The sequence below is a fragment of the Bacillus sp. F56 genome (assembly GCF_001748205.1).
Lineage (GTDB): Bacteria > Bacillota > Bacilli > Bacillales > Bacillaceae > Bacillus > Bacillus stercoris.
Genome location: NZ_BDFC01000006.1, coordinates 206,716 through 221,150, shown reverse-complemented (window position 1 = coordinate 221,150; position 14,435 = coordinate 206,716). Strand labels below are relative to the sequence as shown.

At 42.6% G+C, this 14,435-nt stretch carries 20 protein-coding genes and 2 pseudogenes; 8 read left to right on the top strand and 14 right to left on the bottom strand.

Annotated features, from left to right (window positions below; translation table 11 throughout):
• Positions 1–15: 15 nt before the first annotated feature.
• From BFW96_RS09620 to rarD, 3 genes are all read right to left on the bottom strand, one after another.
• The gene (locus BFW96_RS09620) at positions 16–366 is read right to left on the bottom strand and encodes a YojF family protein (RefSeq protein WP_003231213.1); all 351 of its coding nucleotides are present in this window, start codon (positions 364–366) and stop codon (positions 16–18) included.
• The gene (locus BFW96_RS09615; protein ID WP_014664284.1) at positions 363–641 is read right to left on the bottom strand and encodes a hypothetical protein; all 279 of its coding nucleotides are present in this window, start codon (positions 639–641) and stop codon (positions 363–365) included. The genes BFW96_RS09620 and BFW96_RS09615 overlap by 4 nt, the downstream gene beginning before the upstream one ends.
• A 75-nt stretch (positions 642–716) precedes the next feature.
• Positions 717–1,613 carry an EamA family transporter RarD gene (gene rarD / locus BFW96_RS09610; RefSeq protein WP_040082880.1) on the bottom strand — a complete coding sequence of 299 codons (897 nt, stop codon included), beginning with the start codon at positions 1,611–1,613 and terminating at the stop codon, positions 717–719.
• A gap of 98 nt (positions 1,614–1,711) precedes the next feature.
• Between rarD and BFW96_RS09605 the strand changes: the two genes are divergently transcribed.
• A complete protein-coding gene (locus BFW96_RS09605) occupies positions 1,712–2,185 on the top strand; it encodes an Hsp20/alpha crystallin family protein (protein WP_069839286.1) in 474 nt (157 codons plus the stop codon).
• Positions 2,186–2,216: 31 nt separating this feature from the next.
• On the opposite strand, the gene BFW96_RS09600 is transcribed toward BFW96_RS09605, so the two are convergent.
• Together BFW96_RS09600 and BFW96_RS09595 are read right to left on the bottom strand one after the other, a co-directional pair.
• Positions 2,217–2,453, bottom strand: coding sequence for a hypothetical protein (locus BFW96_RS09600; protein WP_069149732.1), 237 nt, complete (start codon positions 2,451–2,453; stop codon positions 2,217–2,219).
• Between the two features lie 86 nt (positions 2,454–2,539).
• Positions 2,540–2,719: pseudogene (locus BFW96_RS09595) on the bottom strand (GntT/GntP/DsdX family permease); the annotation flags it as partial.
• A 445-nt stretch (positions 2,720–3,164) separates the two neighbouring features.
• Here BFW96_RS09595 and BFW96_RS09590 point away from each other — a divergent pair.
• Positions 3,165–3,555, top strand: a pseudogene (locus tag BFW96_RS09590) (tautomerase family protein).
• 364 nt (positions 3,556–3,919) lie between these two features.
• Here BFW96_RS09590 and yodB read toward each other — a convergent pair.
• The gene (yodB, locus tag BFW96_RS09585; protein ID WP_004399427.1) at positions 3,920–4,258 is read right to left on the bottom strand and encodes a transcriptional regulator YodB; all 339 of its coding nucleotides are present in this window, start codon (positions 4,256–4,258) and stop codon (positions 3,920–3,922) included.
• Positions 4,259–4,387: 129 nt separating this feature from the next.
• Here yodB and BFW96_RS09580 point away from each other — a divergent pair, with 129 nt between their 5' ends.
• A complete protein-coding gene (locus BFW96_RS09580; protein ID WP_014477092.1) occupies positions 4,388–4,996 on the top strand; it encodes a nitroreductase family protein in 609 nt (202 codons plus the stop codon).
• 42 nt (positions 4,997–5,038) lie between these two features.
• Here the strand turns inward: BFW96_RS09580 and BFW96_RS09575 are convergent, their stop codons facing one another.
• The gene (locus tag BFW96_RS09575) at positions 5,039–5,641 is read right to left on the bottom strand and encodes an alpha/beta hydrolase (RefSeq protein WP_038828655.1); all 603 of its coding nucleotides are present in this window, start codon (positions 5,639–5,641) and stop codon (positions 5,039–5,041) included.
• Positions 5,642–5,656: 15 nt separating this feature from the next.
• The gene (locus BFW96_RS09570) at positions 5,657–6,568 is read right to left on the bottom strand and encodes a ring-cleaving dioxygenase (protein WP_069839284.1); all 912 of its coding nucleotides are present in this window, start codon (positions 6,566–6,568) and stop codon (positions 5,657–5,659) included.
• A 183-nt stretch (positions 6,569–6,751) separates the two neighbouring features.
• Between BFW96_RS09570 and BFW96_RS09565 the strand changes: the two genes are divergently transcribed.
• Complete coding sequence (locus BFW96_RS09565) at positions 6,752–6,952, top strand: DUF3311 domain-containing protein (protein ID WP_003231189.1); 201 nt, start codon at positions 6,752–6,754, stop codon at positions 6,950–6,952.
• Positions 6,952–8,442 (top strand): sodium:solute symporter family protein, encoded by a 1,491-nt coding sequence (locus BFW96_RS09560; RefSeq protein WP_069839283.1) that lies wholly within the window; start codon positions 6,952–6,954, stop codon positions 8,440–8,442. The genes BFW96_RS09565 and BFW96_RS09560 overlap by 1 nt, the downstream gene beginning before the upstream one ends.
• A gap of 33 nt (positions 8,443–8,475) precedes the next feature.
• Here BFW96_RS09560 and ctpA read toward each other — a convergent pair whose 3' ends face one another.
• A complete protein-coding gene (gene ctpA / locus BFW96_RS09555; RefSeq protein WP_069839282.1) occupies positions 8,476–9,876 on the bottom strand; it encodes a carboxy-terminal processing protease CtpA in 1,401 nt (466 codons plus the stop codon).
• Between the two features lie 152 nt (positions 9,877–10,028).
• Here ctpA and BFW96_RS09550 point away from each other — a divergent pair, with 152 nt between their 5' ends.
• Positions 10,029–10,730: a class I SAM-dependent methyltransferase gene (locus BFW96_RS09550; RefSeq protein WP_014664296.1), complete on the top strand. Its 702-nt coding sequence runs from the start codon at positions 10,029–10,031 to the stop codon at positions 10,728–10,730.
• Positions 10,731–10,816: 86 nt separating this feature from the next.
• Positions 10,817–11,068, top strand: a complete 252-nt coding sequence (locus BFW96_RS09545) for a hypothetical protein (RefSeq protein ID WP_014664297.1) — start codon at positions 10,817–10,819, stop codon at positions 11,066–11,068.
• An 80-nt stretch (positions 11,069–11,148) separates the two neighbouring features.
• On the opposite strand, the gene ldcB is transcribed toward BFW96_RS09545, so the two are convergent.
• The gene (ldcB, locus tag BFW96_RS09540; RefSeq protein ID WP_069839281.1) at positions 11,149–11,970 is read right to left on the bottom strand and encodes an LD-carboxypeptidase LdcB; all 822 of its coding nucleotides are present in this window, start codon (positions 11,968–11,970) and stop codon (positions 11,149–11,151) included.
• Positions 11,971–12,052: 82 nt separating this feature from the next.
• Positions 12,053–12,754 carry a purine-nucleoside phosphorylase gene (gene deoD / locus BFW96_RS09535; protein WP_003241589.1) on the bottom strand — a complete coding sequence of 234 codons (702 nt, stop codon included), beginning with the start codon at positions 12,752–12,754 and terminating at the stop codon, positions 12,053–12,055.
• A gap of 201 nt (positions 12,755–12,955) precedes the next feature.
• On the opposite strand from deoD, the gene BFW96_RS09530 reads away from it, so the two are divergent.
• Positions 12,956–13,081, top strand: coding sequence for a hypothetical protein (locus BFW96_RS09530; RefSeq protein WP_003231174.1), 126 nt, complete (start codon positions 12,956–12,958; stop codon positions 13,079–13,081).
• Between the two features lie 38 nt (positions 13,082–13,119).
• On the opposite strand, the gene yodL is transcribed toward BFW96_RS09530, so the two are convergent.
• From yodL to BFW96_RS09515, 3 genes are all read right to left on the bottom strand, one after another.
• On the bottom strand, positions 13,120–13,434 hold the full coding sequence (gene yodL / locus BFW96_RS09525; protein WP_014664300.1) for a shape determination protein YodL: 315 nt from the start codon (positions 13,432–13,434) through the stop codon (positions 13,120–13,122).
• A 60-nt stretch (positions 13,435–13,494) separates the two neighbouring features.
• Complete coding sequence (gene pgpB, locus BFW96_RS09520; protein ID WP_069839280.1) at positions 13,495–14,106, bottom strand: phosphatidylglycerophosphatase PgpB; 612 nt, start codon at positions 14,104–14,106, stop codon at positions 13,495–13,497.
• Positions 14,107–14,184: 78 nt separating this feature from the next.
• Positions 14,185–14,361, bottom strand: a complete 177-nt coding sequence (locus BFW96_RS09515) for a YozD family protein (RefSeq protein WP_003231166.1) — start codon at positions 14,359–14,361, stop codon at positions 14,185–14,187.
• Positions 14,362–14,435: the final 74 nt, after the last annotated feature.

Below are 14,435 nucleotides of genomic sequence, written 5' to 3'. Positions count from 1 at the left end.
TATTCACCCTTTTCTTTAAACTGTGAACGGTTTTTCACTGATTTGCAGAGAAATAGCCAGTTTACCGCCCGGCAGGTGTCCCGCCATTAATAAACGGTTTTCTTCATCTACCGTGTATTCAGTCAAGCCTTCAGCATAAATCCAGCCTTCTTCTGTTTTCAAGCCAACGCGGTAAGGTCCATTGCCTTTGATTTTTGCCTGATGATAAGTGACTTTTGCATTGCGGATATATGCAACAACCGTCATGTTCTTTTCATTTAAATGCGCTGAATAAGAACCTGTGGTGGTTTCTAAATGGATATATACAGGGCGGTCCGCATATCGTTCTAAAGATGCTTGCACATCTTCTTTTATGATTGCTTTCATGATTGCTCCCCTCTTTCTTCTTTTAAATACTCTGCACGTTTTGTATGTAATTTGACCAGCTGATATTTCACAGACGGTTCGAGCTGTGAATTCACGATGCGCTGAATTGCGGCAAAATATTTTTCCAGCATCGGTTTTCGGAGTCTTGGATGTGTACGTTTATCCAAAAGCTCAAGATCAATCGCCTCTGCTACCGCTTCTGCGTCATCATGTGCGAGAGATCGGTTATTCCAAAGTGAAGCGTAGGCTTTCACTATCTCTTTATCATTGTCCATCGTCTTGCTCCTTTATGTCTTACATACATGAAATGATTATACATAATATATGCATCAGCTGAAAAGCCAAAGGCCTCAATGGCTTTTTGACGCCCGTTTCCACTTCACTTGTGAAAACGTAAACAAGAGCAGCGCAGCCCATATACAGCTGAATGTAAAAGCCTTCGAGCTTGAAAATGGCTCATGGTAAACAAACAACCCGATCAGCAGAGTAATGGTTGGCGCAATATATTGTAAGATACCGACTTGGTACAGCGGCAGCCGTTTCGCTCCTTCCGCAAACAATAAAAGCGGCAATGCCGTAAACACACCGGCCAAAAAGAGAAGCAGCCACGTCCCTCCGCTTTCTGCACCCGCTGGCTGAGCATGTCCGCTGAACAGTAAATATCCCAATGCAATCGGCATAATCATGAATGTTTCCAGCGTTAAACCGATGGCGCTTGGCAGGCTTGTTCTTTTTTTGCTTAACCCGTACAGTCCAAAGCTGAATGCGAGCAGAAGCGCGACATAAGGAATGGAGCCGTATTGGAACGCCGAGATAATGACGCCGGCCGCCGCAATCGAAACGGCTACTAATTGCAGGCGATTCAGTTTTTCCTTTAAAAATATAATCCCAAGGAGTACTGATACAAGCGGATTAATGTAATAACCAAGACTAGCCTCAAGCAAAAAGCCATGATTGACAGCCCATATGTAAACAAACCAGTTAATCGAAATCAGGATAGAAGCGAGAAATAAAGAAAGAATTCCTCCGTTCTTTTTCAAAGAGCGCAGCTCCTGCCATCCTATTTTCCATTGGCGCAAGAAAAAAAGTACGATACACATAAAAACAAAAGACCATATAATACGATGAGCCAAAATATCAAGAGCCGGCAGCTGTTCGAGAAGCTTCCAATAAAGCGGAAACAGCCCCCACATGATAAAGGAAACGGCTGTGTAAAGAACGCCTTTTTTTGTTTCTGCATGTTGCATTGATATCCCTGCCTTTCTTTAGAGCATCTTATATTATATCACGTGAAAGATCTGGCGGGCATATACTATTTTGTCCGTGAAGAAAGGATGTGAAGACAATGTTTGAGTGGAACAAGTACTTTCCTTTCCACAATCAATTTTCTAAAGAAGCATTAAAAAAAGCTGATCCGAAAGAAGTTGAAACGTATGTCAATCGTGTGATGGAAAGTGTGTTCGGCAGTGATTATGCGGCTCAATTTCCTTTCCGCGATCCTCTCCCCCAAAAAGAACAGCCCGCCAAACCTGATGCAAAACCTGATGTCAAACCTGATATTGATATATTCGAAACAGCAGACCATGTGTTTGTAAAGGTTCCAATCAGCGAAGAACAGCTGGAACAAGTGAGAATTAAACACACATCTCACGAATTATGGTTGGAAAACTTCCCAAGATCAGATCATCCGAAAAAAGTAAACCTTCCTTGTTTAGTCAAACGCAAAGGAACAAAAGCCGTCTATAAGGATGGCCTTCTGGAAGTCATGTTTCAGAAGCAGCAAGACTACAATATGTCTGAGGTAGAAATCATCCGATAAAAAACGGCCTGCAAAATGCAGGCCGTTTTTATTAATAGAAGCCGGGATATCCCCCATATGGCACGCCGGCACCAAAACCGTACGGTCCGCCTCCGTATCCATAAGGGCCAGGCGGATAAGCATAGGGACGAGAATAGTTAAACAGGGCACTCCCAAGAAAACCGCCTAATAAACCGCCGACTAAAGGAGCGCCAAACAAAAAAGGACTACGCGCCGGGTATCCGGCTGGACCGAGATTCCCGCGATAATACGAATGATGAGGGTACAAGATTTTTCCTCCTTTATGTCTGCCTATACGTAAGGTATTCAATAAAGAAGAAAAACGATTGGGCTATAGACTGAATCTATAGATTGTTACACAACAAGCCCTGCCAATAACACACAGCCGAGCCCTGTAACCGAAAGAACTGTTGTAAGCAGCGTCCAGGTTTGAAATGTTTCTTTCAGGCTCAAACCGAAAAATTCCTTTACCATCCAAAATCCTGCATCATTTACATGACACGCAATGACACTGCCCGCTCCGGTTAGGGCAATGCCAATGATAAAAGAGGCAATCACAACCGTCGTCTGTATACTTTTATTCCTGAATTTGTAAATCACCGGCAGCTACAATTAGAATCGGCATGGTACCCTCCAAAAGTGTTTGATATGAATCTCGCGATGTCTCAGCGCTTTTCATGCCTTGATAAACAGAAATCGTTTTCATTAATATCTAAAAAACGTCTTGGTTATATGATTGTTATACTTTGATTAACTAATGTTTTCATACTCATCTCCTAATCAATAACTTTCAATTGTTTTATGAGTTTTTTCGATTACCTATCGTCTGTCACAACGATTTATTAGTTATATGTTGATTAACTATTGGTTATATGTTATGTTTTTTAAAAGTTGACTACAATCATCTATCCATTGTCTGAAAGCAACTGAACCCATATGAAAACAGACGGATAACAACTTCACAAGAGGAGGCGTTCACATGCCATTATTGCGTTTTGATGTAATTGAAGGACGTGACGAAAAATCGCTGCAATTGTTATTAGATACTGCTCACCAAGCAATGGTTGAAGCATTTGGTGTTCCCGAAAGAGACCGTTACCAAATAGTCCGGCCAGCATCCTGCAAACGAGCTTATGATCCAGGATACAGGATTAGGATTGCAAAGAAGCAAAGATCTGGTCATTATCAGTATGACAAGCAAAGCAAGAACAGAGAGCCAAAAGGAAAAATTGTATGCTCTGCTTGCTGAAAAGCTAGAAGAAAAATGCGGAATCTCCCCTGAAGACCTTATGGTATCTATTACCGAGAATGGTGACGCAGACTGGAGTTTCGGTCTCGGTGAGGCTCAATTTTTGAATGGAAAACTATAAGATTTCGCTTCTTCATAAAAAAAGAGAGAGCTCAAAAGAGCTCTCTCTTCTTACGGAACCAGAATGAAATCATCCTGCAAAACGAGGTGCCTGGATCTTTTTTGAAATCCAGTCTCTATGCCAATTGGAAACTGCTGGCGGTTAGCATTCCGCATTGTAATTTGCATAACAGGGTAAACCACAACAGGTTGCACGCTGTAACTTATGGGTTATTTCTTATTTTAAGCATACTCCCTTCTACATGACACGTTTGCAAATCCCGAAATGCCATTCTGACAAATATAAAAAGTCATGTAAACGGGTGTGAACCGTACTTACATGACTCACCATGGAAACAAGAGCGCTTTTTCAGACGCCGCTTTCCTTATTTCTCTTCTTCACACACTGTGTCACCAGGCTCGCAAAATTGATCGGCCCATGCCTGCATCTCTTGAAATACAGCTTGAAGCGCTGTTCCTTTTTCAGTCAGCGTGTAGATGACTTTGACCGGCGTTTCAGGGAGAACCTGCCGTTCGACAATCTCGTTTTGTTCAAGCTCCTTCAAGCGCTCTGCCAACATTTTTTGGCTGATCATAGGTATTGTTTCCGTTATCTCTTTAAACCGTTTCGGCCCATCCATTAGCACATGGATGATCAGACCGTTCCATCGTTTTCCCAGCAATGAGAATGCGGATTCCATTTTAGGGCACATCGTATTTCCCACAAGCCTTCATCCCTTCATCTATTGATTGACATGTATTCAATGATCCATTACAATAATCTTTCAAGTTACATTTAGTAAGCTTCTAACTTTTCTATTATCATACCACGTTTATCCGAAGGAGGAAACACTATGACGAATACTCTGGATGTTTTAAAAGCACGTGCATCTGTAAAGGAATATGATACAAATGCCCCGATCTCTAAGGAGGAGCTGACTGAGCTATTAGACCTTGCCGCTAAAGCGCCTTCCGCTTGGAACCTTCAGCATTGGCATTTTACAGTATTCCACAGCGATGAATCAAAAGCTGAGCTTCTTCCTGTAGCGTATAATCAAAAACAAATCGTTGAGTCTTCTGCTGTTGTTGCCATTTTAGGCGATTTAAAGGCAAATGAAAACGGTGAAGAAGTTTATGCTGAATTAGCAAGCCAAGGCTATATTACGGATGAAATCAAACAAACATTGCTCGGCCAAATCAACGGTGCTTACCAAAGCGAGCAATTCGCACGTGATTCCGCTTTCTTAAATGCTTCTTTAGCTGCTATGCAGCTTATGATTGCCGCAAAAGCAAAAGGTTATGACACTTGCGCAATTGGCGGATTTAACAAAGAGCAGTTCCAAAAGCAATTCGATATCAGTGAGCGCTATGTTCCGGTTATGCTTATTTCAATCGGCAAAGCAGTGAAGCCTGCCCATCAAAGCAACCGCCTGCCGCTTTCAAAAGTATCAACTTGGCTGTAAGGATATGAAAAACCTTAGTCCGAAATACGGACTAAGGTTTTTTTATACAATCGCCTCTTTGTACCATTCACGAGCCTGTTCAGCTTCATGCTGAGTCAGCTGATGGCCCCCGTCCTGCCAGTAAACGGAGGCAGATGCCCCGCTGTCACGCAAATAGCGGTAAAGCTCTTCTGATTCTTCCTTCGTGCAAAGAGGATCGTATTTCCCGGCACCGATAAAAACAGGGAGCCCCGCCATATCAGGCAGCTCGATACCCCGAATCGGAACCATTGGATGATGCAGAATAGCCCCTTTTAACACATCTTTATAATGAAAAAGCAGGCTTGCCGCAATGTTTGCGCCGTTTGAATAACCGACTGCAATCACTCGGCCGCGATTAAACTGATGCGTTTCTGCAGCCTCGTCGATAAAATCTTTCAATTCTTTTGTCCGCACCACAAGATCCTTTTCATCAAAAACTCCTTCACTCAGACGTTTGAAAAATCGCGGCATTCCATTTTCAAGCACCGATCCTCTGACACCAAGCAAATGGGCATCAGGGTCTATAAACCGCCCCAATGAAAGCAGATCGTGTTCATTACCGCCCGTGCCATGCAACAGCAAAAGTACGTTGTCAGATGTTCCTTTTTCATAAATATGCTTCATTATAAATTCCCCCTTTTAAAGTTCAGGTAAAACGTCTGTAATTTGTTGTCTATGTTTCTCCAGCCATTCAGGCAGTTTTAAGGAAGTCCCTAGCTCAGCAAACGTTTCATCTGTCATAAAGCCTGGTTCATCTGTGGCAATTTCAAATAAGATACCGCCTTTCTCCCTGAAATAAACTGATGTAAAGTATTCCCTGTCGAGAATTTCTGACGAAGGCAGATGGTTTTCAGCAATAATCGGCAGCCATTTCGCCTGTTCCTTTTTCTTAGTCCGAAACGCTACATGGTGTACCGTACCATATCCTCCGACTCCTCTTTTTTCAGGGTGTAAATGGACATCAATGACACCGCCGACGGCCGCTGAGGTTGCCAGTCTGACAATCTGGTCTTCTTCAGCCACTTTGGTGTATCCAAAGCTTTCCGTTAACAATTGTATGGTCGCCTGCGGGTCGTAGGAATATAGCAGCACACCTTTCATTCCCGTAATTGCTTCATTTGTTGTGATCCCGTCAGGCGTCCACTCGCTTTTGCCGCTTTTCGCATCCTCCATGATCGCCAGCGGAAGGTCTTCTGTATCATCAAAAATAAAACCTTTTTCACCAAACAACGTTTTTTCCTCTAGGCTCAGCCCGCTTTTCTCAAGACGCTCCTTCCAAAAAGACAGGGAGCCTGAGGGAACTGAAAAGTACACCCGGCCCGCTTGGCCTTTTCCTACCGTTCCCTGTCCGCTTCCTTGGAACGGAAAAAAGGTCATTATTGTACCGGGATCTCCGTTTTGATTCCCAAAGTAAAAATGATACGTCCCGGGATCATCAAAGTTTACTGTTTTTTTAACAAGTCTGAGCCCAAGCACTTCTGTATAAAATCGCAAGTTTTCTTGCGGATCTCTGGCGAATGCTGTGACATGGTGCAATCCTTCTGTTTTCATTTTCTCACTCCTATTTATCTCGATTTCAAGATATTTATTATTTTAAACCTTTATTGAAAAGGATGCAAACCATGTGTTTTGTTTAAATAATTGAAAAAATCATTTTTTTCTAATAATTATCTTGTGATCTTTTCTAACAACTGCTATTATAGTGAGCATTATCATGTTTCAGGAGGAAAGTAAATGGTTAAAAAAGCACTTATTGTTATTCTCATTCTTTTGCCATTCGTTCAGCTCGCGCTTTTGCCGCTTGTGAATCGAATAGAACCGATTATGTTCGGCCTGCCGTTTTTCCACTTTTGGCTGCTGCTGTGGATTATTGTTACGCCGTTATGCTCGTTTGGCATTTATCAGATGCAAAAAAAAGATGGAGGACTTGAATAATGCAAGGGAATCTGACTGCACTTCTCATTACTTCTATTATTGTTTTAACCGTTGTCTGTATCGGCTTTCTCGCCGGAAGAGACAAATCCTCGCGCACTTCTGTGGAAGAATGGTCTGTCGGCGGTAGACGCTTCGGCGGTCTTCTCGTCTGGTTTTTAGTAGGCGCTGACCTTTATACGGCCTATACTTTCTTAGGGTTGACCAGTACTGCTTTTACAGGCGGAAGTGTTGCATTTTTCGCCATTCCTTATTCTGTGTTGGCCTACTTTATCGCCTACTTCTTCTTGCCAAAACTTTGGAAAGTTGCGAAAATTCATAAATTAACAACACTCGCGGATTATGCCCGGGAACGTTTTAACAGTAAGCTTTTGGCAAGCCTCGTTGCCATCGTTGGGGTACTCATGCTTATTCCGTACATATGCCTTCAGCTGAGCGGCATTCAAGACACGCTTCAGGTTGCCGGCACTGGCTATATTAACGTAAAATTCGTTGTGATCATTTCATTTATTCTTGTTGCTCTTTACACATTTTTCAGCGGGATTAAAGGGCCCACATATACAGCCATCATTAAGGACATTTTAGTATGGGTCATTATGCTGTTTATGGTGGTGTCCCTCCCTCTCATTCATTTTAACGGCTGGACGCCAATGATTGACACGTTAGTGAAGGAAGCGCCGCAAATGCTGACGATACCGTCAGAAGGGCCAAAAGGCATTCCTTGGTTTATCACAGCATCTATTGTTTCCGCTCTGGCACTTTTTATGTGGGCACATGCCGCTACAGGTGTTTTCACGGCAAAAAGCGCTGATGCAGTAAGAAAAAACAGCATGTTTTTACCCCTTTACAATATTGTGTTAATTTTGGTCATTTTTCTTGGCTTTATCGCCTTTCTTGTTCTGCCGGAAGATACAAATCCAAGACTCGCGCTGCTGCATTTGATTCAAACATCTTACGGCGGCGTGGCACAAGGTTTTGCATATGCCACTATCGCTCTTGCTTCATTAATACCTTGTTCCATTATGGCAATCGGCGCATCGAATTTATTCGCCAACAACCTATACCGGGATTTGATTCATCAGAATGTGTCGCAAAGCAAGCTTACTCTTGTCACACGTTCAATGGTCTTTGTTGTCATCGGTCTCGCGCTGCTGTTTGGAATGCTGTTCCCGACTGCCTTAGTGACACTCCAGCTATTAGGTGTATCCGGCATGGTGCAAATTTTCCCTGCGATTGCTGTCAGTCTATTCTGGAAGCGTCAAACGAAAGAAGCGACAGTTATCGGATTATTAGTCGGCCTTGCGGTTACGTTTATTGTGTATACCACTCAATCCGCACATGGCATTTATGAAGGATTCTGGGGATTGGCCGCCAACATGATCGCTGTGGTGATCCTGAATCCGCTGTTCGTTAATAACGCGGGATCCAATCCTGTCATTGAAGGTTTATTTGGCAAAAAACAAGACGCTAATCCAAATCAAAAGGGTGCATAAAAAAACCATACGCGGCAGCCGCGTATGGTTTTTTTACATTTCTTTTTTCAGTGTTTCAATTGCCTTTTCCATTTGCGTATCATTATCAGACAGCTTCTTTTGAAGTTCTATCATTAATTTCGTTGTTGTATCGCCAGTCAGTATGCCTGTTTCTTTCAGCTCCTCTTTTTTCTGGAACTGTTTGACGACAGATACAAAATCCTGGTCATACGTACTGTTAACGTTTACCTTGTAACCAAGTGCTTTGAGCATTTTCTGAGCCACTTTGACGTTTGTGCCTGTATCACCTGATTTGTACGTTTTATCTGCGTCCAAATACGGCAGCTTCGCGTAATCAGGCAGCTCTGCTTTCACTTGAGGCCTGATGCCTTTTTTGTGAATCCATTCGCCGTCAGCAGTCAGCCATTTGGCAACTGTCAGTTTGACAGTAGAGCCATCATCATATTCTTTTGCCGTTTGCACTGTACCTTTTCCGAATGTCGTCTCGCCGATTAACGGTACGTTTGACGATTCATGAAGGGCAGCGGACATAATTTCGGCGGCGCTTGCTGTACCGTCATTTACCAAAACGACGGTCGGTTTGGTCACTTTACGTTCTTTTTCAGCCTTCATGACTTCTTTTGAACCGTTTTTGTATTCAACCTGCATGATGTTTTTCCCTTTATCAATGAACAGGTTGCTCATCGTAATCGCCTGTTCCATTAAGCCGCCCGGGTTGCCTCTCAAGTCTAAAATATAGCCTTTGGCGCCTTTTTTCTCTAAACTGTCAATCGCATCTGTCAGCTCTTTAGCTGTTGTTTCAGAGAAAGAAGTGATTTGAATTTCTCCGATGTTGTTGTCTTTCATCTCTGAATAGACAGTCTCTACAGGAATGGTATCGCGTTTAATGGAAAGATCGATATGACCCACTCCCGCTCTGTTCAGCTCAAGCTTCACCTTTGTGCCCTTTTTGCCTCGGATTAAAGCAACGGCCTCATTTACATTCATGCCTTTAACGCTTTTTCCATTCACTTTTAGGATTTGGTCCCTTGGTTTAATACCGGCTTTTTCAGCAGGTGAACCTTTAATTGGTGATACAATAAGGATTTCTCCGTCTTTCTCCTCCACTTGGGCACCGATTCCTTCAAAAGATGCAGAAATCGTTTCGTCGAATGATTTCGCTTGCTCTTGATCCATATATGTGGAATACGGATCATCCAGAGATTGAATCATTCCTTTAATTGCTCCGTCTACTAATTTGTCATCATCTGTTTTTTGGTAATAATCACTCTTGATTTGCTCATACGCTTTATTTAATTTGTCGAACTTGCTGTCTCCTGTGCTTGCTGATTTTTGGCCCAGGATACTGGAATTGCCCGTAATAAATAAAGTAAGCGCTGAAGCGACAACCGCAGTGATCAGCACAATAAAAAACAGTTTTAATTGCCGTTTCAATTAAACACCACCTTTTTCTTCTTACATTATTATCATGGACGAATTCTTATTCGTCAACTCGGAGCAGAAATGAGAGAGAAACGCCCTTCTTTTGCTTTTCATAAACCTATGTCTTTATACGACATATGATAAAGAAAAAGGAGGATTCGATATTGAGCCGATATTTAGAAATGCTGTCCTTATTCGGTGTCGCAGGAGCGCACCCAGGCGGGCTGGCTTTTTCAAAAGCAGTCTTGCAAAAGGCTGCGCCCTCCCCGGACCAGCCGATACTTGATGCTGGATGCGGAACAGGGCAAACAGCGGCTTATTTAGGACATTTGCTGTATCCTGTGACAGTCGTTGATAAAGATCCTATCATGCTTGAAAAAGCGAAAAAAAGATTTGCAAATGAAGGGCTTGCCATCCCTGCATATCAGGCAGAGCTGGAACATCTCCCGTTTTCTTCTGAGTCCTTTTCCTGCGTCCTGTCAGAGTCGGTCCTCAGTTTTTCACGCCTGACTTCCTCTCTTCAAGAAATTTCAAGAGTTTTAAAACCTGGCGGGATGCTGATTGGTATTGAAGCAGCTTTAAAAAAACCGATGCCCCCTGCAGAAAAGAATCAAATGATGGATTTTTACGGATTTACTTGCTTGCATGAAGAAAGCGAATGGCATAAACTCTTAAGATCTTATGGCTTTCAAAAAACGGAAGCGATGACACTGCTTCCAGAAGACATGGAATTTGAACCAACCACAGAAATGGATTTATCGCAAACGATCGCCCCCATCTATTACGATACGCTTCAAACACACTATCAGCTCATGCAAATATATAGTGAGTATATGGGTCATTGTATTTTTATCGCGTATAAGTAAAACGGCGTATCGCCCCCTATTTTCGTCCAACCTTTTTTTCCTATCTATCATATGCTGATAGAAAGTCAGTATAGGAGGGAACAATATTGGAGAGATATTACCATCTTTGCCGTAACCATCAAGGTAAAGTCGTCAGAATTACAGAGAGAGGCGGAAGAGTTCACGTCGGCAGAATTACCCGTGTAACAAGAGACAGAGTTTTTATTGCTCCGGTCGGCGCAGGGCCAAGAGGTTTCGGTTACGGATATTGGGGCGGTTATTGGGGATATGGAGCGGCTTACGGGATTTCCCTCGGTTTAATTGCAGGAGTGGCTCTGGCTGGTTTATTCTTCTGGTAAATAGAGAATCATAGTCAGATCAATGCTAGATTACCGAATACAAGTAAGCCCGCTTATCAATGGTAAGCGGGCTATCTCTTTTAGATTTTTTTCACTTTTTCAAAGTACTCTTCCAGCGTTAAATCATTATCATGCATGACTTTCGCGGCCTTTTTGCCTACATAGCGGAGGTGCCATGGCTCATATTCATATTTCGTAATATCTTCTTTATTTTTCGGATAGCGAATGACAAAGCCATATTTATAAGCATTGTCCTGCACCCATTTTCCATCGGCCGTGCTACCGAAGGCTTCATTTAGCTCAAAGCCGTTGCTTCGGCTGGAAATGTCCATCGCAAGGCCTGTTTGGTGCTCACTTTCACCTGGATAAGCAACCGCTTCTCTTGCCTTCTTTTCTCCTTTAAGGCTTACTTCATTGTCGAAAATGACTTTCTGTCTGTCATACGCACGGTATCCTGAGACAGCCGCCAGTTCATAGCCTTCCTTTTTCGCAGCATCGAACATCGTTTTTAACGCATCTGCCGCTTCCTTTCTGATGTAACGTTTTTGAATCTTTTCTTCAAAAGAAAACTCCACATCAGGTATGACAAGATCGCTAGGTTCATAGTTTCCGGGCAGCGCGTATTGTTTATTGACAAGCGCGAGTATATTTTCTGGATTTTGAATGGTTTCCAGACCGTCCACTTTTTTAATATCATTGAAATACTTGCTTTCCAATGAAAACTCACTGTCCTGGGTGTTTGTTTTTTTGCTGTCAGCTGTTTTTTGTTCTGTTTGCTTTGTTTCTGCTGTGGTTTTCGTATCCTTTTGAGCATCTCCATTTGACATGCTGCAGCCGGCTCCGACTATTGCCGTTACACTCAGAGCGGCAGCCAGTGAGAACCATTTACCGGACTTTTTCATATTACATTACCTTCCTTTTATCAATCGTTTCCGCATTCATAAAGAAGAGGCTGCCGGCACCCAGCACGCCTCTTGATTTATTTTATTGTGATACGGAATGTAAAGCCACTTCTATCATATCATGAAATGTGGTTTGACGCTCTTCCGCTGTCGTTTCTTCTCCTGTTAATACGTGATCACTCACGGTGAGAATTGACAGCGCTTTTCTTCCGTGCTTCGCTGCTAATGTATACAATGCAGTGGTTTCCATTTCAACACCCAGCACACCGTATTTTGCAAGCTTTTCAATTTGTGAATCGTCATTGTAGAACTGGTCAGCAGTAAATACGCTTCCTACAGTCACCGGCACGCCTTTATCCTTTGCGGCATCATAGGCATTTTTTAAAAGCTCGAAATCTGCACAAGGCGCAAAATCAATGCTTCCGAAAGCGACTCTGTTCATTTGTGAATCAGTTGAGGAGGTCATCGCTAAAATGACATCTCGCACTTTGACATCTTTACGGATAGCGCCGCAAGAACCTACTCTTATTAGATTCTGCACATCGTAGCTTTGAATTAATTCATTCACATAAATTGAAATAGACGGAACGCCCATTCCCGTGCCTTGCACTGAGATTTTTTTGCCTTTATATGTACCCGTAAACCCATACATGCCTCTGACTTCATTGTAGCATTCAACATTTTCAAGATACGTTTCAGCAATGAATTTTGCTCTGAGAGGATCACCCGGCAAAAGCACAGTATCCGCAATTTGTCCCTTTTCAGCACCTATATGTACGCTCATCTCATATCCTCCTGTAAATCTAAATTATCATCCAGCCCGTCCATTTTACAACGAATGTCATGATGAAACAAACTTCAGCATTGATTATAAAGGAATATGCAGAAAAAAGAAATGTTCGGAGATCTATTAGGCGCTTTCTGAGAAAAACGGATAATCGGGGTGTTAATATGAAAACCTAACCGCAGGAAGGAGGGGTGGGACATGGGTAAAAAACATCGTAACCGGATTACCGGCCAAAAAAAGAACAATCATATACCTGAAAAAGATATCATTGCAGCTGAAGAAGCACACGGAAAAGAATATTCCGCTGCCAAACGCAAGCCTTAAATTGCAGAAAACTGCGGATATCCGCAGTTTTCTTTTCGTTATGTCGTTTGTACAATCAGACGGTTGATTTTCCTCCAGCCGGCGGGAAGCAGTTGATAATATGTTTTCCCTTTTCTGCCTTCATCAATCAGGATCACGTCCCCTGTAGCCATAAATCTTGCATCATAATCACTCGGAACAGTGTCGAATACATTAAACAAAGAGAACGCTCTTTTCAGTACATCTTGATGATCGCTCCCGTTCAGTTCAGTTCGATAGACGGCTTTGTAGCCCTTTTTTTCGCCAAACCGGGGTGTTTGAAATATTGTCACGTCATAGGAACAAGACTTCTTTTTAAACACGGATAACATCATCAAGATCCCCTCCCTTTTATTTCTTTAACATATTGGCGTTTTTGCTGTGTTTTCCTCTCTCTATTTTTGTCGAAACCGCTTAATCTTTTCGTCAAAATCTTTTACCAGGAAAAACAGAAGCAAGCCGAGACTGAAGCCTCCTAACACGTCTGTCAAAAAATGAACCCCCAGATAGATTCTGCTTAAGCCGACCAAAACAGTGATTACGCCGGCAATGGTATATACCATTTTTTTATACTTGGACAAAAACGGGAGGTGTTTCACTAAAACATAAGCAATGACAGGATAGACACAAGCAGCATTCATAGAGTGGCCGCTCGGAAAACTGTAGGATGATTCATGAACCAGCGGTGCAAAATCAGGCCTCACTCTTTCGATCCATTCTTTTAAGACTTTGTTTAACAGCCGATCTGCGCCGAATACCAGGAGCATCAACAGGCCATCCCATGTTTTTCTGTAAAAAAACAGGCCCGCTCCGATGATTACAATTAGAGGGAGCAGAAAAGAAGAAGCACCAAGATGCGTGATTCCTGTCATGACATCATTAAGCCATGGCTGGCGGATCAAAACAGCCGCTTTGCTTATGGCTTCATCTGCAGACTGAACAGCATTGGTATGAATGGCCGCAGCTAGAATGAGGAAGAAAAGAAACAAACTAACGGGCTTGTACAACAATGTAACCACCTCAATTTCACAGAAGTCATAGAACATGAATAATAAAACCGGAGCTGACCGCTCCGGTTTTAAGCCTCACTCATCTTCATCCAGCTCTTCATCTATCATACATTTTTCTATCAAATAATCAAAGGTAATATCAGCGATTTCAAACAGCTCATCCTCACTCGGTATGTAGCCCCGTCTTGCAAGCTCTCTGTAAAAAAATTCAGCGATTTCTTCCGTATCAATCACAAGATCTATCTCTTTCATCTCCGTACCGCCTCCTTTTTTATGTTTTATGAAAAAACAGGCTGAATTATACCCGGTGTTCTAAACAATTCTTT

What these genes read in the sequence shown, in the direction of transcription:
- ldcB (WP_069839281.1), bottom strand. Translation starts at nt 11,970, where the DNA reads ATGAAAAAGTCCGGTAAATGGTTCTCACTGGCTGCCGCTCTGAGTGTA.
- BFW96_RS09570 (WP_069839284.1), bottom strand. Translation starts at nt 6,568, where the DNA reads ATGAAAACAGAAGGATTGCACCATGTCACAGCATTCGCCAGAGATCCG.
- yodL (WP_014664300.1), bottom strand. Translation starts at nt 13,434, where the DNA reads ATGATGTTATCCGTGTTTAAAAAGAAGTCTTGTTCCTATGACGTGACA.
- BFW96_RS09560 (WP_069839283.1), top strand. Translation starts at nt 6,952, where the DNA reads ATGCAAGGGAATCTGACTGCACTTCTCATTACTTCTATTATTGTTTTA.
- deoD (WP_003241589.1), bottom strand. Translation starts at nt 12,754, where the DNA reads ATGAGCGTACATATAGGTGCTGAAAAGGGACAAATTGCGGATACTGTG.
- BFW96_RS09575 (WP_038828655.1), bottom strand. Translation starts at nt 5,641, where the DNA reads ATGAAGCATATTTATGAAAAAGGAACATCTGACAACGTACTTTTGCTG.
- BFW96_RS09565 (WP_003231189.1), top strand. Translation starts at nt 6,752, where the DNA reads ATGGTTAAAAAAGCACTTATTGTTATTCTCATTCTTTTGCCATTCGTT.
- rarD (WP_040082880.1), bottom strand. Translation starts at nt 1,613, where the DNA reads ATGCAACATGCAGAAACAAAAAAAGGCGTTCTTTACACAGCCGTTTCC.
- BFW96_RS09615 (WP_014664284.1), bottom strand. Translation starts at nt 641, where the DNA reads ATGGACAATGATAAAGAGATAGTGAAAGCCTACGCTTCACTTTGGAAT.
- BFW96_RS09605 (WP_069839286.1), top strand. Translation starts at nt 1,712, where the DNA reads ATGTTTGAGTGGAACAAGTACTTTCCTTTCCACAATCAATTTTCTAAA.
- BFW96_RS09620 (WP_003231213.1), bottom strand. Translation starts at nt 366, where the DNA reads ATGAAAGCAATCATAAAAGAAGATGTGCAAGCATCTTTAGAACGATAT.
- BFW96_RS09530 (WP_003231174.1), top strand. Translation starts at nt 12,956, where the DNA reads ATGGGTAAAAAACATCGTAACCGGATTACCGGCCAAAAAAAGAACAAT.
- BFW96_RS09580 (WP_014477092.1), top strand. Translation starts at nt 4,388, where the DNA reads ATGACGAATACTCTGGATGTTTTAAAAGCACGTGCATCTGTAAAGGAA.
- BFW96_RS09515 (WP_003231166.1), bottom strand. Translation starts at nt 14,361, where the DNA reads ATGAAAGAGATAGATCTTGTGATTGATACGGAAGAAATCGCTGAATTT.